The following is a 20,230-nucleotide window of genomic DNA, read 5'->3' as shown; positions in this document are numbered from 1 at the left end:
GGAGTTGATGATGAACTATCAAGCTCCTTACAAAGATATGCAGTTGCTGGTGGCACAAGCCTATCAACAGCAAGGTCTGGCTGGTGTTGAATCGTTAGACGGTTTTGACCCTGAATTGGCCAATGCGGTGATGGAAGAAGCGGCGAAATTTGCTGCTGGAGTACTCGCACCCCTGAACCAAGTTGGTGATGTGCAAGGTTGTCGCTTTCGAGACGGGAAAGTGATTACAGCTGATGGCTGGAAAGAGGCGTATCAGCAATTTGCCGAATCTGGCTGGATCGGTTTGGCATTGCCTGAGGAGTTTGGTGGTCAAGGTCTGCCAAAATACATTGCCCAGCCTGTAAACGAAATGTGGCTGTCAGCGAATTTGGCCTTTGTGATGTTTCAAGCTTTAGCACAAGGCGGTTCAGAGATTTTATTGAATTTTGCCAACGAATCTATTCAAAGCCGTTATTTACCAAAAATAGTTAGCGGCGAATGGACCGTGGCGATGGCGCTAACTGAGCCTAATGCAGGATCGGATTTAGGCGCACTGAATACTAAGGCGATTCAACAAGCTGACAGCACTTATAAAATCAAAGGTCAGAAGATTTTCATTACCTATGGTGATCATGATCTTACCGACAATATTGCCCATCTAGTGCTTGCCAGAACGCCAGATGCGCCCGCTGGAAGCCGCGGTATTTCGTTATTTATCGTACCTAAATATCGTGTTGCTGATGATGGCGTATTAGGTGAGTTTAACGATGTCCGCTGCACTGGCATTGAACACAAAATGGGACTTCATGGTAGCCCAACTTGTTCTATTAGTTACGGCGATCAAGATGATTGTGTGGGGGAATTAGTTGGCGAATTGAATCAAGGCTTAATGGCCATGTTTGTTTTGATGAACGAAGCCCGTTTAAGTTGTGGTTTGCAAGGTGTTGCTTTGGGCGAACTTGGTTATCAGCGTGCATTGGAGTATGCCCAAGAGCGAACTCAAGGTACGAATAGTCAAGGCGAAAAAGTGGCCATTGTTGAACATGCCGATGTGAAACGTATGTTGTTAGAAATGCGTTCGGAAACCTTTGCATTACGTGCTTTGGGTTATCAGATTGCTGCGCAAATTGATGCGACCGAAGCGGCAGACAATCATGAAGGAACGAATCAATCAAAAAAAGCTCGAGTCGCTTTGCTTACGCCGATTTTTAAAGCCTTTGCGACTGAGCGTGCCAATGTGATGGCAGGCCAAGTGATTCAGGTGTTTGGCGGTATGGGCTTCGTAGAAGAAACCGGTGTTGCTCAAATTATGCGCGATGCTCGTGTCACCACCATATATGAAGGCACAACGGGCATTCAAGCCCGAGATTTGATGTTTAGAAAAATACGTGGTGACCAAGGTAAAGCATTAACTGAGTTATTAGCAGAAATAACTCAGTTGGCTCAGCCTTTTGGGGCTGACGATGTGTTTGCCTCTATGGCGACAGAAGCGCGGCTGGTGGTTACTAAAGTGACGTCATTACTGGATTCACACTTGCTGAATCTGAATGTCGATCATAACGGTTTACTGGCTGTGTCTGTGCCTTTCTTGGAGGCTATGGGCATTCTATGTTGCACATGGCAGATATTTAATGTGCTGGCTTATCAGCAAGCACAAGATAACACCGACGAGGCTTATATGGAGAATATTAGAGCCTTGACAGCATTCTATGGTGCTTATCGTTTGCCTTCTGCGATGGCGGCTTTGAAGGTCGTTGAAAATGCTGGTTTGGGTATCAGCGAATATGAATTTTGAAGCAGGCCGTTTAGGTCTGAAGTCGAGAAAACAATAACAATTCGGCAGTGGTGAATAAGCCACTTCCCTAGAACTCTAGCCATAAAAATAATCAAAATGTCCTCTAAGGGCAAAAGATGAGAGTGGGAGCAAAAAATGAACGGTGAATTTCATCCTATTAAGGTCGTAGCGCATCCTATCCACATTGAAAATCGTGAAGGCGGGGTGCAAATCATCAACAGCCAAAAGGCGTTAGACGACTATGCACGCTGCTGGACGGACCAGCTTGAATATTGGGCCGACAAGGTACCTGATCAATTGTTTGTCGCTGAACGTGACGCACAAGGTGAATGGCAGAAAGTCACCTATGCGCAAGCGGTCAGCCGAGTGCGTAAGATCGCCTCTTGGCTGTTGACTCAGCCTGTTTCAGTTGATCGCCCAATTGTCTTTCTCTGCGGCAACAGTTTGGAGCATTTAATGCTGGCGTTAGCGGGCATGTATGTTGGCATTGCCCATTCTCCGCTATCTCCCGCGTATTCTCTTATTGCGACAGACTATACAAAACTGCAGGGGATTTTTGATATTTTGACCCCCGGCATGATAGTGGTTGATGAATTGGCGCCTTATGAATCAGCTATTAAAGCTGTGTGCCACGATGATCAAGTCCCCGTGATGGTGTTGAAAGGGAATACCTTTGAAAACGCAGTAGCGTCAAAGATTGCTAATCCCGTTATCTCTTTTCAGTCTGCTTGGGATTACCCAGAATCTGCAGCGGTTGATGTTAAGAACGCTCAGGTCACTGGTGATACCATTGCGAAGATTTTGTTTACATCGGGTACCACAGGGATGCCAAAAGGGGTGATTAATACTCAGCGTATGATTTGCGCTAATCAGGTGATGATTCATCAGGTTATGCAGTTTTTGAAAGACCAGCCGCCTATTATGGTGGACTGGCTTCCTTGGAACCATACCTTTGGTGGTAATCATAATATAGGAATTGCCTTGTACAACGGCGGTAGTTTGTATCTTGATGATGGTAAACCGACAGAAAAACTGTTCGCTAAGACATTACAGAATTTAGCTGAGATTTCTCCAACTGTGTATTTCAACGTGCCAAAAGGCTTTGAACTGCTGGTTAAAAACTTAAAGGCAGATACCGAATTAGCCGAGAAGTTTTTTTCGCGATTGCAGTTTACTTTCTTTGCAGCTGCAGGCTTAGCTCAGCATATTTGGGATGATTTGGATGCGCTGGCGATTCAGTATACTGGCAAGAAAATCCCTATGGTCACAGGGCTAGGTTGTACCGAAACAGCGCCGTCAGCGACTTTCGCTTCTGTTGAAGAATCAACCTCTGGTGTTATTGGTGTTCCTGCGCCTGGTGTGTCTATCAAGCTTGTTCCAAACGAAGGTAAGTTGGAAGCGCGTGTGAAAGCTGAAACTGTGATGCCGGGTTACTGGCGTCAACCTGAGTTGACCGCAAAAGCCTTTGATGAGGAGGGCTATTATTGCTTAGGTGATGCTATTGCTTATCTGGATGAAAATGCGCCACAGCGTGGTTTTCGTTTTGACGGGCGTGTATCGGAAGACTTTAAACTCGATAGCGGCACTTGGGTGAGCGCTGGGACATTGCGTGCCAAGTTCATCAGTGCCTTTGCGCCATTTGTACAAGATGTTGTCTTGTGTGGTACGAACCGTGGCTACATCAGTGCATTGATCTTTCCTGATTGGGCTCATTGTCAGGCGATTCTTCCTCATGATTTGGTGGAGACGAACGAGCAAATCATTGCCCATTCCGCCGTTCGAGATGCTTTTAAGCAAAAATTGGTCGAGTTCGCGAGAAACAGTACTGGTAGCTCGACGGTCGTTCAACGAATTTTGTTACAAGCGATTCCGCCTAGTATTGATGCAAATGAAATTACTGATAAAGGTTCGTTGAATCAGCGTGCGGTGCAAGCTCATCGAGAAGACCAAATTGAGCTTTTGTATCAAGAGCCTCTTTCTGATTTGGTTATCAGTTTATAAGGAAGAGCATCATGTTTACCAATGAGCGCCAAATACAAATTGAGTGGGGGGACTGCGACCCCGCCGATATTGTTTTTTACCCGCGTTATTTTGCCTATTTTGATGCATCGACAGGGGCCTTGTTTGCGGCCATGGGTTATACGCTAAGACATATACGAGATGAACTACAGGCTGTTGGTTTTCCAATGGTAGATACTCGTTCGCAGTTTTTTAAACCTTCTAAGTTTGGCGATAAGGTGATTATCAAGAGTGAAATTACTGACGTTGGTCGTGCCAGCTTTGGGATTCGCCATCAGCTTTTTAATGGTGGTGACTTAGCTGTTGAGTGCACGGAAAAACGTGTCTGGGCCTGTCATAATGCAGAAGGTGTTCTTAAAGCCAAGCCAATCCCTGATGACATCAGAGCCAAAATGTTGAGTCACGGTTAAGAAAAAAGGTCAGTGAAAGAATGAAAATTTTAGTGGGTGTTAAACGAGTCATTGATTACAACGTCAAGGTTCGTGTTAAAGCAGATAATAGCAATGTGGATTTAACCAATGTCAAAATGGCAATGAATCCATTTTGCGAAATCGCTGTTGAAGAAGCGGTTCGCCTGAAAGAAGCTGGCGTGGCATCTGAAGTGATCGTAATGAGTGTCGGTACGACGCAAAGCCAAGAGCAACTTCGTAATGCCTTGGCGTTAGGCGCTGACCGTGCCGTTCTTGTTGAGAGCGAAGGAGAAGTAGAGCCTTTGAACGTTGCCAAGGCGTTTGCTGCTGTGGTTGAAAAAGAGCAGCCTGGGTTGGTTATTCTTGGTAAGCAGTCGATTGATTCTGATAACAATCAAATGGGACAGATGTTAGCTGCCTTGACTAAACGCCCACAGGGGACTTTTGCCTCTAAGTTAGTTATCGACGGTAATAAAGCGCTTGTTACTCGTGAAATCGATGGCGGGCTACGTACTGTTGCCCTGACATTACCTGCGATTGTCACGACGGATCTACGTCTTAATGAGCCTCGCTATGCCAAATTACCCGATATTATGAAGGCTAAACGTAAACCACTCGATACTTTATCCTTGGCAGACTTGAGCGTAACGCCAAAGGCTCATTACCGATTAGATAAAGTGGAAGCGCCTTCAACTCGTAGTGCGGGCATTAAAGTGGCGTCGGTGGATGAATTGATCAGTAAATTGAAAGATGAAGCGAAGGTGATCTAATGACGACTTTGTTAATTGCAGAACATAATTCCAGTACGCTTTCGTCTGCTACTTTATGCGCCTTGACGGCCGCTCAAGCCATTGGCAATGACATCCATGTGCTGGTGGTAGGTAAAAATGTTGAGTCCGTTGCCGATGAGGCGGCGAGTCTTTCTGGTGTTGCTAAGGTGCTCTGTGCCAATGCGGATGTTTATGAATATGCCTTGGCTGAGCCAATGGGGGATTTGGTCGTGCATTTAGCGGCAAACTATTCGCACATTATTGCGCCGTCCAATTCAGCGTCAAAAGACTTCATGCCAAGAGTGGCCGCTTTATTAGATGTTGGCCAAGTGTCTGATATTTGTGCTGTATTAAGTGCAGATCAATTTAAACGCCCGATCTATGCTGGCAATGCTATTGCAACGGTAACGGCTTTGGATGCTAAAAAAGTCATTACAGTACGGGCGTCTTCTTTTGATAAAAACGCTCAACAGAATGATCAGAAGTGTCCTGTTGAAACGGTCGATTTTGTGGCTGAGAGTGTTTTGTCTAGTTGGCAATCTGACGACATTACTGAGTCAGAAAGACCAGATCTTTCCAGTGCGAGCCGCATTGTGTCAGGTGGTCGTGGAGTCGGCAGTGGCGAGAACTTTGCCTTGGTTGAGGCGTTAGCCGATAAACTAGGCGCAGCGGTTGGTGCATCTCGTGCGGCAGTGGATGCGGGTTTTGTCTCGAATGATTTGCAAGTTGGTCAAACAGGTAAAATTGTGGCGCCGGATTTGTACATGGCATTTGGTATTTCTGGCGCTATTCAGCATTTGGCGGGTATGAAAGATTCCAAAGTCATTGTGGCAGTAAACAAAGATGAGGACGCGCCTATTTTCCAAGTAGCAGACTATGGCTTGGTAGGCGATCTTTTTACGATTATTCCTGAGATGGTGGGCAAACTCTAGAGGAGTATTGCCGAAAGTGAATATGACGGTCTAACATCGCTAGACCGTCAATAATAAATTTGGTGACTTTAACCGAGTCTTGGCTCGGTTTTTTTATTTACTTGAGTTAGTTTGAGAGCAAAGTTCAATGACACGTTTGCCGCTGATAAGCAAAAAGCAGCAAACCGTAGTTGCTAGCGCAGCAAGATGAAAGAAATCAACAAGTAACATGTTTTCCATAAAAATTTCCTTTTGTCTGTTGTTGCTCGAGATCTTTGTTCGTTGCATAGTGCAAGGTCTCGATTCATTGTTATTTTGTTTAATAAAAGCACAGGATGCGCAATTCGTCCATACTGTTTACAAAAATGTGTTTTTAAGCGTATTTTTTTGCGGTAATGAAAAGTTTTGAATTTGGCTGTATTGACTTATAGTGTGCGTCAGGATTCATTGCTTGCCTCTATCCTGTAGCTCTAGTGAACTATTTCCTCTATTTAAAGATTATTTATACCGTGCAGATTGTTTATAGGAGTCGTGACGACTCATGATTCGCCCATTATTGATTATGCGCTTGCTGACGATGCCGTGTTTATGGATGAGTGTGGTGCAGTTTGTATTCGGTGAGTTGTCCTTTATGTTCTTTAAGGACGATGTTGGGCGTGCTTTTGCGACGCCAGCCTTGATTACTTTTACCGTTTCTCTGATTATTTTACTGGGTTTTAAAAAACACCCTTTACCTTCAGTGAATACTCGTGAAGCTATGCTATTTGCTACCTTAACTTGGTTGGCTGTCGGTGTGTTGGGAGCCATTCCTATCATATCGATTACACATGTTTCCTTTACTGATGGTGTGTTTGAATCCATTAGCGCATTAACAACTACAGGTGCAACCGTGTTGTCTGGTTTAGATGATATGGCGCCGACTTTTTTGATGTATCGTCAGTTTTTGCAATGGATGGGTGGTCTTGGGGTGGTGATCTTTGTGGTGGCGATTCTTCCAATGCTCAACATCGGTGGCATGCGCTTGTTAAAGGCGGAAACACCTGGGCCGATTAAAGACGATAAGCTTTCTCCTCGCATGTCTAGTACGACCCATTATTTATGGATGGTGTATCTTGCTATTACGGGGTTGTGCGCATTGAGTTATTACTTTGCTGGCATGTCAGCGTTTGATGCTATTGGCCACAGTTTTACTACAGTATCGACTGGCGGATTTTCAACTCATGATGCCAGCATGGGCTATTTTAAAAGCCCGTTAATCTTGTGGATTTGTAATATTTTTATGGTGCTGGGCGCGGTCAATTTTGCTCTGCATTATCGTATTTATATTGCTCGCAGCATTAAGTTGTACTGGAAAGACGAAGAGACGCGTGGCTTTCTGAAGATCATTACGTTTGTGGCGTTGTTACTGGCTTTGTTTCTTTTCCAGACAGGTTCAGAGGACGGGCTTTGGGTTTCTATCACACAGTCTTTTTTTCATGTGATTTCATTTATTACCAGCACGGGATTTGCAGCAACGGACTTTGGTGCTTGGCCTGCTGTGACTTCGATCGTATTGATTTTTGTTGGTTATATTGGCGGTTGTGCGGGATCGACAGCGGGCGGTAATAAGGTCATTCGAAATATTATTTCGTTGAAGTCAATCTCTTTGGAATTAAAACGCTTAGTGCATCCAAATGGTGTCTTTGCGATGAAATTTCAGGGACGAACCATCAGTGCGGATGTACGTCATTCTGTGATGGGTTTTATGTGTCTTGCTGCTATGGTCACGGTTTTATTTACTGTATTGCTGATGATGACGGGTATGAGTTTTATGGCATCTTTGAGCGCGACGGCAGCTTGCTTGAATGTGCTTGGGCCGGGATTTGCTGAGCTGGGTAGTAACTTTTCTCCGCTAAGCGACACAGGTACTTGGTTGATGAGTTTTGCTATGATCTTGGGGCGTTTAGAATACTTTACTGTATTGGTGCTTTTCTTCCCAGTCATGTGGCGTCATTGATTAGTATTTGATCGTTTTGATAGATAGTAAGAGCAAAAAGGGCAAATATCTCAGCGATATTTGCCCTTTTTGGGTCTTGCCTAACGATAAACTAAAGCGTTGCTACAGCAATGCCGTTGCTTTCTTCTTCATATGCTTCTAGTTCTATCGCAATACTTTTTGAAGTTGGTGTATTGCTGAATTCCCCATGGCTGTCTAGCGGTACTAATGGGTTAGTCTCTGGGTAGTAAGCGGCAATGTTGCCTGCTGGAATACTATAAGGAACTAACTTGAAACCGCTAACTTTTCGCTCCACACCATCATCCCAAATTGAACGTAGTGTGACGCTTTGTCCTTCTTCAAAGCCGAGACGTTGTATATCCGCAGGGTTGATAAACACCACCTTACGTTCGCCTTTAATGCCACGGTATCGGTCGTTCATACCATAAATTGTGGTGTTGTATTGGTCATGCGAACGCAGGGTTTGCATGATGAGCGTTTTGTCTGACAGTAAATCTTGCGCACGCTTCGGCAGAATAGATTCAGGCAATACATGAGTATGGCAAATGGCTTTGCCGGCTGGTGTTTTCCAGTTTCTTTCGCGCGCGCTGTTGCCTAGGTAGAAGCCACCATCTTGTAAAATACGCTGGTTGAAGTCATTGAAGCCGGGGACAACGGCAGCAATGTGCTCACGAATTAGATCGTAATCGCTGACCACTTCGTTCCAATCAATAGGGAAGTTGCCTAGTGTCGCAGCGGCGATTCCTGCGACGATGGCTGGTTCAGACTTTTGCTCCTTGCTTAACGGTTCTAATACGCCACCAGAAGCATGAATCATGCTGAAAGAATCTTCTACCGTGACTTTTTGCTGACCTTTCGCTTGGTGGTCTATGTCGGTACGACCAAGACAAGGCAATATAATCGCCTCAGTGCCTGTAATAAGGTGAGAGCGGTTTAGTTTAGTACTGATCTGTACCGTGAGCTGACATTGTTTTAATGCCAGCTCTGTGGCTTGTGTATCTGGAGTCGCAGCGGCGAAGTTACCACCTAGAGCAATAAAGACGCCGACTTTGCCATCACGCATGGCTCGAATTGTGTCAACAACGGCCAAACCATGCTCTTGTGGTGGCGTGAAATTAAAGCGTTTTTCCAAGGCATCAAGGAAAGCCTGAGAAGGGCGTTCATTAATGCCCATGGTTCTATCGCCTTGCACATTACTGTGGCCGCGAACAGGACAAACCCCTGCGCCTGGTTTGCCCAAGTTGCCACGAAGCGCCATTAAGTTGACCATCTCATGAATGGTAGCAACCGAATGATGATGCTGAGTGATGCCCATTGCCCAGGTTAGAATAACGCTTTCCGCTTTGGCATAGACGTTGGCGGCGTGAGTGATGTCTTCTTTGCTTAGACCTGACTGAGTGACGATGTCTTGCCAAGATGTTTGTTTAACTTGTTCAAGGTAGGCATCTAAACCTTGAGTGTGTTCTTTGATGAAGTCATGATCAAAAACAGCTTTGCCTTGTTGTTGCGCTGCTTCTTCTAAATCGATAAGCACTTTGACCATGCCACGAACCACAGCCATATCTCCGCCGATTTTAGGGCAGAAGTAACCAGTATTAGTTGGCTTGGAGCCATTGGTGAGCATTTCAATTGGGCTTTGTGGGTTTTGGAAGCGTTCCAAACCACGCTCGTGTAGCGTATTGAAACTTAATAATTGTGCGCCTCGTTGTACCACTTCTTTTAGTGTTTCCAACATGCGAGGATGGTTTGTTCCTGGGTTTTGACCAAAAACAAAGACGGCATCAGCGTGTTCAAAATCGTCAATTTCAACCGTACCTTTGCCAATACCAATACTGCTAGTTAGGGCATAACCACTGGCTTCGTGGCACATGTTTGAGCAATCTGGAAAGTTGTTAGTGCCGTAAGCACGAGCAAAAAGCTGATACAAGAACGCAGCTTCATTACTTGCTCGTCCAGACGTATAAAAGGCGACATTATCTGGATTGGTTTGTTGTTTTAATGTATCGCCGATTTGCTTATAAGCCTGTTCCCAAGAAATGGCTTCGTAGTGGTCAGTTTCTCGGTTATAGCGCATGGGCTCAGTGAGGCGGCCTTGATATTCAAGGAAATAGTCGCTTTGAGTATTTAGCCAAGTCACACTGTGTTCTGCCATGAAAGCAGCGTCGACTTTTCGAGACGTGGCTTCCCAGTTAACCGCTTTCGCTCCGTTTTCGCAGAAACGGATTTTAGCTGGATCGTGTTTTTCACCCCAAGCGCAACCCGGGCAATCAAAGCCATGGGGCTGATTGGTTTTTAATAAGGTGTGAATATTGCGTACTGCGTTTTCACTTTTTAGCCAATGTTTTGTGGTGCTCTGCAATGCACCCCAGCCACCAGCAGGTCCTTTATATGGCGTGTAAAAGTCAGTTTTTTTACTCATCGTTTGTTCCTTTTTGCTGGGCTGAAGACGCGAATAGTCGTGGCGCGTCTTGCTTGGGTAAATGAATTAATGCTAATCCGTAATGCTGAGCTAGCTTGACGGCAAGTGTGCTTGGAGACGCTAAGTGGATCAGCCTAGAAAGTCCGACTCGTACAGCTTTCTGAACCAGTTCTGTGCTGCATCGACTCGACATCAAAACGCTGTAATTATGTAAGTTTATATCCTGTTGTAGCGCATAGCCAATTACCTTATCTAGGGCATTGTGTCGGCCTATGTCTTCCATACAAAAAATGGGTTCACCTTCGGGAGATATCAGTAAGGCAGCATGAACCGCTCCCGTTTTGTTGCCCAATATTTGGTATTCGGATAATTGTGATCTTAATGCGATTAAACTAGCTTCGTCTATTGCTTGGCTAGGCTGAAGCTTGGACAGTGTTGGAATAGCTTGAGTTAAGGATTCTACTCCGCATAAACCGCAGCCAGTCGCACCAAGGTGTGTTTGTCTTCTTTGTTTGAATTGAGAAAATCGACGTGGACTTAGCTCTAAATTGATCGCAACACTGTCTATGTCTGGTTGTGTTTTTGTGAGCTGAACCGTAATGTCTCGGATATCATTTATATGTTCAATAATGCCTTCGCTGCGAGCAAAACCAATCACAAAAGCTTCTAAATGCACTGGTGTTACCATCATGATGGCGTAAGAAATGTCATTGATACTGATGGCAAGCGGCATTTCTTCGACAAGTTCGGCCGATTCTAATGATTCCTGTTTGAGTCGAGTATCTGGCTGCATGATATCTTTTTGTAAGACATCACAGCGGCCAAATATTTGACGTCTGTGACTGGTAAAAGAAATAGGTGAATGCTGCATGATAGTTGGATCAGTTAATAAATAAGATGTGCTTATAGTACGGAGAGAGGCTAAAAGCGTCCAATGATTTTGCGCTAAGAAAGAGCATGAAAACGACATGAACTTTGAATAGATAGTGTTTGTTTAAAAAAGACGCAAGTAGGAGTGCCCCTTTCAGGGACTAAGTATTTATTTAGACCCTGAAATGCCGTATTCTACCTCGAAAAATTAAGCATCAAAAATCCTTTCCGTATTGGTTGTGTAAAACAATAGGTTAAAAGGGTATGGACTGTGATTATTTGCAGTTCAACAGTGGCAAGGAAAAAGCACATGCTACAAAGTGTGGTTCTGTTTTTGTCATAGATCGAGAACTTGTTCAACCTTGATGTTGGCATTTAGTTAAGTTCTCAGTGGACCACTTTTTGTTTTAATGAGTTTTTATTTATGCAGTTTATTAAACGCCTCTCGAACTGGGCTTTCTCTGGCCCGCGAGCTTGGTTATCCATTATCTTTGTTGTTTTTATCGTTTTGTTGTTTGTCTATAAGTCTCTTGTATCGCCAACAAATAATCTTAAAGAATATGTGTTACCTAGTACTGCTAAGAATGGTGCAGCGAAGAGCGGCACCGCTAACATTGCGGATCAGAAAAACGCGGAAAACCCTTCCGATAGCCTGAATACGGATGAAGATAATAACTACGACTCGCTGGTTACGACTAATCCTCTGCAAAACGTGGAGAAAGTCACTGCCGCTATTCCTCCTATTGAATACGTTATTAAGTCTGGAGATACCTTAGAGCGCATTTTTGCTCGTTTAGGTTTGTCCCGTGAATCCTTGTATGCGGTATTGGAAGCAGATCAAGAGTTCCTTGTGCTTGAGCCTTTGCAGCCCAATGATAAGTTTACTTTTAAATTGGATGAAAATGGCGACCTTGTGAAGATGACTCGCCGCATAGATATTAGTAAAAGTGTTTCTTATGTTCAGCATGATGGTGGAGGATTTAGTTATGAAGAAAATATTAAGCCCATCACTTACAAGCAAGAAGCCGTACACAGCAAGATAAAGGGCAACTTTTATCTATCAGCCAAAAAAGCTGGATTATCAGATACAAATATTTTAATTATTAACGATGTGCTAAAAGGCCGAGTGAATTTCCGTAAAGACCTTAGAGCAGGCGATGACTTTAATATTATTGTCAAAAAAGGCAGTATCGGTGATGTGAAGGTAGGTGAAGATCAACTAGAAGCGCTTGAAATAACAGTAAGAGGCCAGAAATACAGTGCTTTTTTACATTCAGACGGGCGCTTTTATGATCGTGATGGCAATAGCTTAACGCCTTCTTTGTTGCGCTGGCCGACTCGCAAGCAGTATCGAATTAGTTCACCTTTTAATGCCAATCGGTTACATCCTATTACGGGACGTCCAGCACCGCATAATGGTGTTGATTTAGCTACTCCTTCAGGAACAGAAGTTCTGGCGACAGGAGATGGTATTGTTACTCGTGTTGCCTCGCATAAATATGCAGGCAAATACGTTGTCATTGATTACACCGGTCCTTACAGTTCACGCTTTTTGCACTTGAGCAAAATATTGGTGAAAAAAGGCCAAAAGGTTAAACGTGGCCAAGTGATTGCTTTGTCAGGTAATACTGGCCGCACAACGGGTGCCCATTTGCATTATGAATTGCATATACGAGGTCGCCCAGTTAATCCTATGACGGCGGAAATTCCTACCACTCAATCCATTCCTAAGGGTGAGAAAAAAGAATACGCCAGTAATGTTAAACGCTGGGTAGGAATGATGGAAAGCGCTCAGGCTGCAGACTCAGCTAAAAATACAGGGGTTGAATCAGATTCAGAACCAGCGTCTGAATTGGATGCGGCTGTAAATTAACAGTTGTTTTTAGACTGACATATAAAATATAAAAAGGGCGCTTCTTCCAATGAAGAGACGCCCTTTTTTGTGTTTTTTTGCTTAGTAGTCTTTGTAGCTAAAGACCAAAGATTGATTACATGCTTTTCTTATAGGATTTGTTGCCCATAATGAACAGCGCTAAGAAAATCACTAGGCCAATACAATTAATCCAAAGCGGTAGATGTGGCCATAGCATCATCACAGAAGCGACTAACGCAATGAAGCGGGAAGCTATTGATAACTTATCTTCTAAGTAACCTTCCATCGCTCCAACTAACGCGTACATACCAAAGATGGCAAAGAAAGACAGACGTAATAATGTTTCCGAATCACCGCCAATTAACGGAGTGTAGGCCATTAATAGCGGAACGATATACAAACCTTTCGCCAGTTTCCACGCTGTTAAACCCGTTAGCATCGGCGGTGTTTTTGCAATGGCTGCCGCAGCGAAAGCGGTTAAGCATACTGGTGGAGTCACATTACTGTCTTGTGAAAGCCAAAAGATGATCATATGCGCTGTGACTAAAATCATTGCAACACTCTGAGCGCCTAGGGCTTGATCCATTAACATGCTTTTGAAGTCGTTAGGAACTTGTGCCAATAATGCTTGAGCCTGTTCCATTGGCATGCCTTGCGCTAAAGAAGCGATAGCTGAAGGGTCAACCAACATAAAAACAGCGCTTGCTGCTTCAGGTAAGCTGCCAGATGCCATCATGTCCAAGAGTTGGCTTTCTGCAATGAGATTGAATAGAGCGGGAGCCGATAGTGTTCCTAATACGATGTAAGACGCTGTTACTGGTAAGCCCATACCCAAAATTAAAGAGGCAATGGCGACTAAAACAATAGTAAAGAACAGGCTACCACCAGCCCAATTGGTAATTAACAATGAGAAGGTGTTGCCAACGCCAGTGGTACTAATGACGTTAACCACTAAACCTATACCAACCAACAGAACTGCGGTGGTAGACATGTTCTTCGCGCCTTGAGCCATAGCATCTAGAATTGCTGCTGGTCCCATCCTGTGTTTGCTAGATAAAAACGATGCGGCAATAACGGCCAAAATACTGATGCCCGCAGCGTATGTTGGTGTAAATCCTTGCACCAACAGCGTGACTAAAACACCAAGTGGCACAACATGATGCCAACCATCTTTGAGAACTTGTGAAATATTGACTGCATCATCGCTTTCTGTTGCGATAACCTTACTGCGTTTTGCTTCGACACGTACGAAGAAACCAACAGATAGGAAATACAACAAGGCAGGAATGGCCGCAACGCTGATGATGGTGACATACGATACTTGTGTATAGGACGCCATAATGAAAGCGCCGGCACCCATAACAGGCGGCATTAATTGCCCACCTGTAGACGCTGCAGCTTCTACACCAGCGGCAAAACGTGCAGGAAATCCCGCTCTGCGCATAAGAGGAATGGTGATAACACCCGTTGATACTGTGTTAGCAACGGAAGAGCCAGAAACCGAGCCCATTAGGCCTGAACCTAATACGGCTACAAAACCGGGCCCACCTATCATTTTGCTAGCAAGTGAGCGGGATAGATCAATAATAAAGTCACCCGCACCAGACTTAACTAAAAAGGCACCAAATAAAATAAACATGAAGACAAAGCTCCATGAGATTCTAGAGATAGAGCCGAACATACCATCGGTGCTAAAGAAACTGCGGTACAACAAGGTTTCAACACTCAGTCCTGGAAAGTTAAACATCCCACCGAGCCAGCTTCCCCAAAGTACAACGTAGGTTAGTGCAACGATAATGAGAAAGGGAATAAACCAACCACTGGTACGGCGAATCAGTTCAAGAGATAGTAAAACAGCGACGCTGGATACTATCCAATCCGAGGTATTGAAGGTTACACCTCTGGCGTAAAGAGCATCCTCAAAAAAAACGATGTACAGCACCATGCTAATTAGGGCGAGCACAATAGCGCTATCAAAAAACAGAGCAACTTTACTGTCTCGCCATTTAGGATTGGCTGGAATGAGTAAAGCACACAAAATACCGAAGCCTGCAAAATGAAACGCAGATACCCAGAGTTCTGGCAGAGTAGCTATGGTATTGATGTAAATGTGGGCAACAGCCAAGAAAATTGAAAGGGCAAACACAAAACGGTTTAGCCAAGGGCCAGAGCGGTGTTTGGTTTCAAAATCTTCAAGATTGATGTCTTGAGGCGCGGTTGGTTGCGATGAAGCAGTCATAGACAGGCTACCTTTATGTGTACAAAAAACGAATTGTGCAAAGACGCAAAGAGGGCGCCGTACTGATGTACGGCGCTAGAACACGAATGAATAATGTTATTTTGCGATCAGACGATCAGGTATGTTGATACCACGTTCACGGTAGTAACGAGCTGCACCTGGATGCAGTGGAACAGGAAGACCTGCAATGGCTTTTTCAATAGACATCACGGATGTTGCTTTATGGATAGCGCTTAAATAGGCCAAGTTTTCATAAAGTGACTTAGTTAGTTGATAAACATCTTCTTCTGATAAATCAGCACGTGTTGCAAGGAAGTTCGGCTGAGCGACTGTGTTGATGTCTTTGGTTTGACCTGGGTAAGTATTCGCTGGAATGACGTAACGGGTCCACAACTCATAGTTGCCGTTTGCTTCTTTGATTTGCTCGTCAGTGAAGTCTAATACTTTGACCTTGTCGCCCATAGAAGCATAAAGTCTAGTGACTGCGCTAACAGGAACGCCCGCTGGCGTATTCATGCCGTCAATGTTGCCATTCTGCATAGCGTCGGCACTTGCTCCATAGCCCATGTAAGCAAGAGCGAATTTATCTGGATCAATATTTAGGCCTTTAAGTTGCTGGCGACCTGAGCCTTCTGTTCCTGAGTTTTTTGTGCCGATTGAGAATTTATGGTTTGTTCCTTCAAGGCTTTTTAAATCCGACATTGTGCCTGTTTTAGTTAGATCTGTTTTTAGCACAAAATGCTCAACGTTTTGCCAAAGCATAGAAACGGAGCGCAATTCAGTTTGTTTGCCTGAGCTTTCAAATGGGCCTTCACCGTCCCAAGCCCATGCGCCGTAAAGTCCTTGTAGAATCGCGAATTGTGCTTGGTCTTCACGAAGCAGTTTGATGTTTTCGCCAGAACCCGCTGAGCTGATTGCTGAAACGGATAGGCCAAATTTAGGCTCTAGTTTTACTTTACTTAAGGTAGCAATAGCAACGCCAACAGGGTAATAGGTGCCTCCTGTTGATGCTGTTGCTAGGATGTAATTGCGATTATCTGCGGCAGATGCGCTTGATGCTGATAAAGCGATAGCAGCAGCTGTTGCGCTAGTAAGGATAGTTTTAGTAACAAAGCCCAATTTCATATTATTTTTCTCCTATTTATGGGGTTGGTTACATAATCTAAAGCGATTATCATGCCAAATATATAACTTATTGATATATATTGTTTTTATTTTAAGATTGGTGTTTTCTTACTTTTTTTATACACATATGCGCTATTTATTGCTTATGGTTGACGTTTCGCTATCGGCAATAAATTGCTCATCATGTAAGTGAGTAAAAACCAAGACTAACATGCTATTTTGTAGCATATCGTTTTATAGTATGAGCAAAATGTTGCCGATGGACTCGAGGTGAGAAAAATAATGACACAAGATCATAATATTCGTGTTGTATTGTTTGATTTGGGAAATGTCTTAGTGGATTTAGGCGATATTTCTGAAATGCATGCTATGTTGAATACGCAAGGTGAGGAATCTGAAGTTTGGTTGCAGTGGTTAAAATCACCGACAGTCGCTGCGTTTGACTCAGGTAAAATTACTTTTGATCAGTTTGCCGATCGCTTACTAAAAGAGGTTGGTAGTAATATAGATAAAGAAGCATTTAAAATGTCTTTTAAGGCGTGGCCAAGAGGTTTGTTTGCTGGTGCGCTTGAGTTAGTTGAGTCAGTGAAGCCTGAATATCATCGTGCTATCTTATCTAATACGAATGCCGCTCATTGGCCAAGGTTAATGGATGAAATGGCCTTGGCTGGTAAATTTCACAGTTATTACGCGTCACATTTAGTGGGGCACGTAAAACCAGATGAAGCGATTTATCATCATGTGATTCGTAATTTACAGGTTGCACCCGAGCAAATTCTGTTTATTGATGATAATCAGATCAATATTGATACGGCTAATGCGCTGGGTATGAAAGCATTTCGGGTTAAAGGAATAAAAGAAGCACGTCTTGTGCTTCATCAACATGGGGTGTTGTCCAGCTAGATTATTGGCTGATAACAGCAATAGAATTGCTTGAAGCCTTAAATTAAGCTGTTGAGGTATAAAATGCTATTTGGTCTAGGGGGCTCTATGCGTACTTTTGATGGGCAATCTTCTACTAGTTATTCACGGACTCGGCCTATGTATCCGGCTGAGCTTTATTATTGGCTATCCCAGCAAGTGCCTTCATCAAGTGTCGTGTGGGATTGTGCCTGTGGTACGGGGCAGGCTTCTGTTGACCTTGCTGCGTATTTTGATCGTGTAGAAGCGTCTGATATTAGTGAGTCTCAAGTGACCGCAGCGACGCCTCATCGCAAAGTAAACTATCAAGTTTTTCCTGCCGAAAAGACGCTTTACCCTGATCATTATTTTGATGTGGTGTGTGTAGCTCATGCGCTGCATTGGTTTAACCTAGAGGCTTTCTGGGCTGAACTTAAACGCGTATTAAAGCCGGGTGGAATGTTTGTTTGCTGGGGTTACAATTGGTTGCAAGTAGGGGAGGCTGAAGACAAGGCGATTGCTGAGTCAGTACTACCGCATCTGGAAACCTATTGGCCAGCAGAAAGTCGTTTATTATGGAATCAATATCGCGATATTAAATTTCCGTTTGAATTAATTGACGTTCCAGCATTTGAGCTGAGCTGTCATTGGTCGGTCACGCAAACGCTGGATTTCATTCGAACTTGGTCGGCGTCTCAATTGCGTATACAAGAATGTGGCGATGATTTTCTATTAGATGCATCACCTATTATCCGTGACGCATGGTCTGAGCCTGCGAAGAAACAAGAAATACATCTACCATTTTTTGTAAAAGCAGGGCGTTTTGCTGAGGCGAATAATTAGATGCTTAAATGAATAGTCTCAATAAGGCTTCCCAATAAGACTAAAGTGGAATAGATCGGGACGTCTAGCGGGTTATAGTAGTTCAGCATCCGAATAACAAATTTAACAATGGAGCGGGTTATGAAGTCATTATATAGCGCAACCTCAAATGAGGCGGCAAAAAATGCCAATGTCAGTCAAGCAGAATTTGAAAAACGCTATCAAGAATCGATTGAAAACCCAGACGAATTTTGGGGTAAAGAAGGGAAGCGTTTAGATTGGTTTAAACCTTATACCAAGGTTAAAAACACCTCGTTCAAACGCGGTGAAGTCAACATTAAATGGTTTGAAGACGGTGAGCTGAATGTGGCTTATAACTGTATAGATCGTCACCTAGCCAGCTCAGCGGATAAAGTCGCTTATTATTGTGAAGGCGACAAAGAAAACGACGAGAAAGTCGCGATTACCTATCAAACATTGCATGATGAAGTCGGGCGTTTAGCCAATCTATTAAAACGTCAAGGCGTCCAAAAGGGCGACCGCGTTGCCATCTACATGCCGATGATTCCACAAGCTGTTTACGCTATGTTGGCCTGTGCTCGCATTGGTGCGATTCACTCTGTTATTTTTGGTGGCTTTTCTGCCCATGCTATCGCTGACCGTTTAAACGATTGTGAAGTGAAGCTTGTTATTACCGCAGACGAAGGTCGTCGTGCAGGCAACACTATTCCCCTTAAACACAATGTTGATATGGCGCTGAATAACAATGCTTGCCCATCGGTTGAAAGCGTTGTTGTTTATCGTTACACCAAAAAAGATGTGCCTTGGTTTGATGGGCGTGATTTGGATTGGGCGGTTGAAGTAGAGAATGAAAGTACTGAATGTCCAGCAGAACGAATGAATGCAGAAGACCCGCTTTTTATTCTTTATACTTCTGGTTCAACCGGTAAGCCAAAAGGTGTGGTGCACACAACAGGCGGATATTTAGTATACGCTTCGTTAACTCATGAATTGGTATTTGATCTCAAACCAGATGATATTTATTGGTGTGCGGCTGATGTAGGTTGGATTACTGGCCATAGCTATATGGTTTATGGGCCACTTGCTAATGGTGCGACGAGCATTTTATTTGAAGGTGTACCAACGTATCCGGATTCTGGTCGTATTGGCCGAGTTGTAGACAAATTTGGCGTGACTCTTTTGTACACTGCGCCAACGGCAATTCGTGCTTTGATGGCAAAAGGTGATGAAGCGACTCGTTCAAGTAAGCGTGATTCTCTACGAGTATTGGGGAGTGTTGGTGAGCCAATCAATCCAGAAGCTTGGTCTTGGTATTACAACGAAATTGGTAATGCTTCTTGTCCGATTGTTGATACATGGTGGCAAACAGAGACTGGTGGCATGATGATGACGCCGCGTATTGTTCAAGGTGATATCAAACCGGGTTCATGTACTGGTCCTTTATATGGTGTGCAGCCAGCTTTGGTTGATGCACAAGGTGTTTTGCAAGAAGAGCAGGGTGTTTTAGTAGAGGGCGGTTTGGTTATTACGGATTCTTGGCCTGGTCAGGCGCGAACAGTGTATGGTGATCATGAACGTTTCGAACAAACTTATTTTAGTACTTTCGAAGGCATGTATTTCACTGGTGACGGTGCTTCGCGAGATGCGGATGGTCATTATTGGATCACTGGACGTATGGATGATGTATTGAATGTATCGGGACATCGCCTAGGAACTGCTGAAATTGAAAGTGCACTGGTTGCTCACCCTTCTGTCGCTGAAGCGGCTATCGTGGGCTACCCTCATGATATTAAAGGGCAAGGCATTTATGTTTATGTTAGTGCCATTGCTGGTGTGATTCCAGATGAAGAGTTGACTAAGTCATTGAAGCAGTTTGTTCGACAAGAAATTGGGCCTATTGCTACACCAGATCTTATTCAGTGGGCCAGCAAAGGCTTACCGAAAACGCGATCAGGTAAAATCATGCGTCGTATTTTAAGAAAGATCGCCGCAAACGAACATGATCAATTAGGTGATACAAGTACATTAGCTGATCCAAGTGTGGTTGATGATTTAATCGAAAACCGTTTAAATGTGTAAAG

At 44.0% G+C, this 20,230-nt stretch carries 15 protein-coding genes; 10 read left to right on the top strand and 5 right to left on the bottom strand.

Annotation, left to right across the window (positions count from 1 at the left end):
• Nucleotides 1-10: 10 nt before the first annotated feature.
• The 5 genes from CYL31_RS14500 (at nt 11) to CYL31_RS14480 (ending at nt 5,905) form a co-directional block, all read left to right on the top strand.
• On the top strand, nt 11-1,774 hold the full coding sequence (locus CYL31_RS14500) for an acyl-CoA dehydrogenase family protein (RefSeq protein ID WP_212915904.1): 1,764 nt from the start codon (nt 11-13) through the stop codon (nt 1,772-1,774).
• A 135-nt stretch (nt 1,775-1,909) separates the two neighbouring features.
• Complete coding sequence (locus tag CYL31_RS14495) at nt 1,910-3,775, top strand: feruloyl-CoA synthase (RefSeq protein ID WP_212915903.1); 1,866 nt, start codon at nt 1,910-1,912, stop codon at nt 3,773-3,775.
• Nucleotides 3,776-3,786: 11 nt separating this feature from the next.
• Nucleotides 3,787-4,203 carry an acyl-CoA thioesterase gene (locus CYL31_RS14490; protein ID WP_212915902.1) on the top strand — a complete coding sequence of 139 codons (417 nt, stop codon included), beginning with the start codon at nt 3,787-3,789 and terminating at the stop codon, nt 4,201-4,203.
• 20 nt (nt 4,204-4,223) lie between these two features.
• The gene (locus CYL31_RS14485) at nt 4,224-4,973 is read left to right on the top strand and encodes an electron transfer flavoprotein subunit beta/FixA family protein (RefSeq protein ID WP_212915901.1); all 750 of its coding nucleotides are present in this window, start codon (nt 4,224-4,226) and stop codon (nt 4,971-4,973) included.
• Entirely contained in the window at nt 4,973-5,905 is a 933-nt protein-coding gene (locus CYL31_RS14480; protein WP_212915900.1) for an electron transfer flavoprotein subunit alpha/FixB family protein, read from the top strand. Before CYL31_RS14485 ends, CYL31_RS14480 begins: the two co-directional genes overlap by 1 nt.
• A 93-nt stretch (nt 5,906-5,998) precedes the next feature.
• Here the strand turns inward: CYL31_RS14480 and CYL31_RS20850 are convergent, their stop codons facing one another.
• Nucleotides 5,999-6,124 carry a hypothetical protein gene (locus CYL31_RS20850; protein ID WP_283248036.1) on the bottom strand — a complete coding sequence of 42 codons (126 nt, stop codon included), beginning with the start codon at nt 6,122-6,124 and terminating at the stop codon, nt 5,999-6,001.
• Nucleotides 6,125-6,425: 301 nt separating this feature from the next.
• Here CYL31_RS20850 and CYL31_RS14475 point away from each other — a divergent pair, with 301 nt between their 5' ends.
• Nucleotides 6,426-7,880, top strand: coding sequence for a TrkH family potassium uptake protein (locus tag CYL31_RS14475; protein WP_212915899.1), 1,455 nt, complete (start codon nt 6,426-6,428; stop codon nt 7,878-7,880).
• 91 nt (nt 7,881-7,971) lie between these two features.
• Here the strand turns inward: CYL31_RS14475 and CYL31_RS14470 are convergent, their stop codons facing one another.
• Nucleotides 7,972-10,299: an FdhF/YdeP family oxidoreductase gene (locus tag CYL31_RS14470; protein WP_212915898.1), complete on the bottom strand. Its 2,328-nt coding sequence runs from the start codon at nt 10,297-10,299 to the stop codon at nt 7,972-7,974.
• Nucleotides 10,292-11,170 carry a formate dehydrogenase accessory sulfurtransferase FdhD gene (gene fdhD, locus CYL31_RS14465; RefSeq protein ID WP_212915897.1) on the bottom strand — a complete coding sequence of 293 codons (879 nt, stop codon included), beginning with the start codon at nt 11,168-11,170 and terminating at the stop codon, nt 10,292-10,294. The genes CYL31_RS14470 and fdhD overlap by 8 nt, the downstream gene beginning before the upstream one ends.
• 423 nt (nt 11,171-11,593) lie before the next feature.
• On the opposite strand from fdhD, the gene CYL31_RS14460 reads away from it, so the two are divergent.
• Nucleotides 11,594-13,042, top strand: coding sequence for a peptidoglycan DD-metalloendopeptidase family protein (locus tag CYL31_RS14460; protein ID WP_212915896.1), 1,449 nt, complete (start codon nt 11,594-11,596; stop codon nt 13,040-13,042).
• A 115-nt stretch (nt 13,043-13,157) separates the two neighbouring features.
• Here the strand turns inward: CYL31_RS14460 and CYL31_RS14455 are convergent, their stop codons facing one another.
• Both CYL31_RS14455 and CYL31_RS14450 read right to left on the bottom strand, forming a co-directional pair.
• A complete protein-coding gene (locus tag CYL31_RS14455) occupies nt 13,158-15,281 on the bottom strand; it encodes a TRAP transporter permease (protein WP_212915895.1) in 2,124 nt (707 codons plus the stop codon).
• 96 nt (nt 15,282-15,377) lie between these two features.
• Nucleotides 15,378-16,406, bottom strand: coding sequence for a TAXI family TRAP transporter solute-binding subunit (locus tag CYL31_RS14450; protein ID WP_212915894.1), 1,029 nt, complete (start codon nt 16,404-16,406; stop codon nt 15,378-15,380).
• Nucleotides 16,407-16,688: 282 nt separating this feature from the next.
• Between CYL31_RS14450 and CYL31_RS14445 the strand changes: the two genes are divergently transcribed.
• The 3 genes from CYL31_RS14445 to acs all read left to right on the top strand — a co-directional run bounded on the left by CYL31_RS14445 (nt 16,689) and on the right by acs (nt 20,228).
• Nucleotides 16,689-17,309 (top strand): HAD family hydrolase, encoded by a 621-nt coding sequence (locus tag CYL31_RS14445; RefSeq protein ID WP_212915893.1) that lies wholly within the window; start codon nt 16,689-16,691, stop codon nt 17,307-17,309.
• A gap of 87 nt (nt 17,310-17,396) precedes the next feature.
• Entirely contained in the window at nt 17,397-18,149 is a 753-nt protein-coding gene (locus tag CYL31_RS14440) for a class I SAM-dependent methyltransferase (protein ID WP_212915892.1), read from the top strand.
• Between the two features lie 120 nt (nt 18,150-18,269).
• Nucleotides 18,270-20,228 carry an acetate--CoA ligase gene (gene acs / locus CYL31_RS14435; protein WP_212915891.1) on the top strand — a complete coding sequence of 653 codons (1,959 nt, stop codon included), beginning with the start codon at nt 18,270-18,272 and terminating at the stop codon, nt 20,226-20,228.
• Nucleotides 20,229-20,230: the final 2 nt, after the last annotated feature.

Origin of the sequence: Marinomonas sp. A3A (assembly GCF_018336955.1) — a bacterium.
Lineage (GTDB): Bacteria > Pseudomonadota > Gammaproteobacteria > Pseudomonadales > Marinomonadaceae > Marinomonas > Marinomonas lutimaris.
This window is presented reverse-complemented; position numbering and strand designations above follow the sequence as displayed.

Coding starts and splice junctions, on each gene's coding strand:
- CYL31_RS14500 (WP_212915904.1), top strand. CDS start 11: ATGAACTATCAAGCTCCTTACAAAGATATGCAGTTGCTGGTGGCACAA.
- CYL31_RS14485 (WP_212915901.1), top strand. CDS start 4,224: ATGAAAATTTTAGTGGGTGTTAAACGAGTCATTGATTACAACGTCAAG.
- CYL31_RS20850 (WP_283248036.1), bottom strand. CDS start 6,124: ATGGAAAACATGTTACTTGTTGATTTCTTTCATCTTGCTGCGCTAGCA.
- CYL31_RS14475 (WP_212915899.1), top strand. CDS start 6,426: ATGATTCGCCCATTATTGATTATGCGCTTGCTGACGATGCCGTGTTTA.
- CYL31_RS14455 (WP_212915895.1), bottom strand. CDS start 15,281: ATGACTGCTTCATCGCAACCAACCGCGCCTCAAGACATCAATCTTGAA.
- CYL31_RS14490 (WP_212915902.1), top strand. CDS start 3,787: ATGTTTACCAATGAGCGCCAAATACAAATTGAGTGGGGGGACTGCGAC.
- CYL31_RS14495 (WP_212915903.1), top strand. CDS start 1,910: ATGAACGGTGAATTTCATCCTATTAAGGTCGTAGCGCATCCTATCCAC.
- CYL31_RS14460 (WP_212915896.1), top strand. CDS start 11,594: ATGCAGTTTATTAAACGCCTCTCGAACTGGGCTTTCTCTGGCCCGCGA.
- acs (WP_212915891.1), top strand. CDS start 18,270: ATGAAGTCATTATATAGCGCAACCTCAAATGAGGCGGCAAAAAATGCC.
- fdhD (WP_212915897.1), bottom strand. CDS start 11,170: ATGCAGCATTCACCTATTTCTTTTACCAGTCACAGACGTCAAATATTT.
- CYL31_RS14480 (WP_212915900.1), top strand. CDS start 4,973: ATGACGACTTTGTTAATTGCAGAACATAATTCCAGTACGCTTTCGTCT.
- CYL31_RS14470 (WP_212915898.1), bottom strand. CDS start 10,299: ATGAGTAAAAAAACTGACTTTTACACGCCATATAAAGGACCTGCTGGT.
- CYL31_RS14450 (WP_212915894.1), bottom strand. CDS start 16,406: ATGAAATTGGGCTTTGTTACTAAAACTATCCTTACTAGCGCAACAGCT.
- CYL31_RS14445 (WP_212915893.1), top strand. CDS start 16,689: ATGACACAAGATCATAATATTCGTGTTGTATTGTTTGATTTGGGAAAT.
- CYL31_RS14440 (WP_212915892.1), top strand. CDS start 17,397: ATGCGTACTTTTGATGGGCAATCTTCTACTAGTTATTCACGGACTCGG.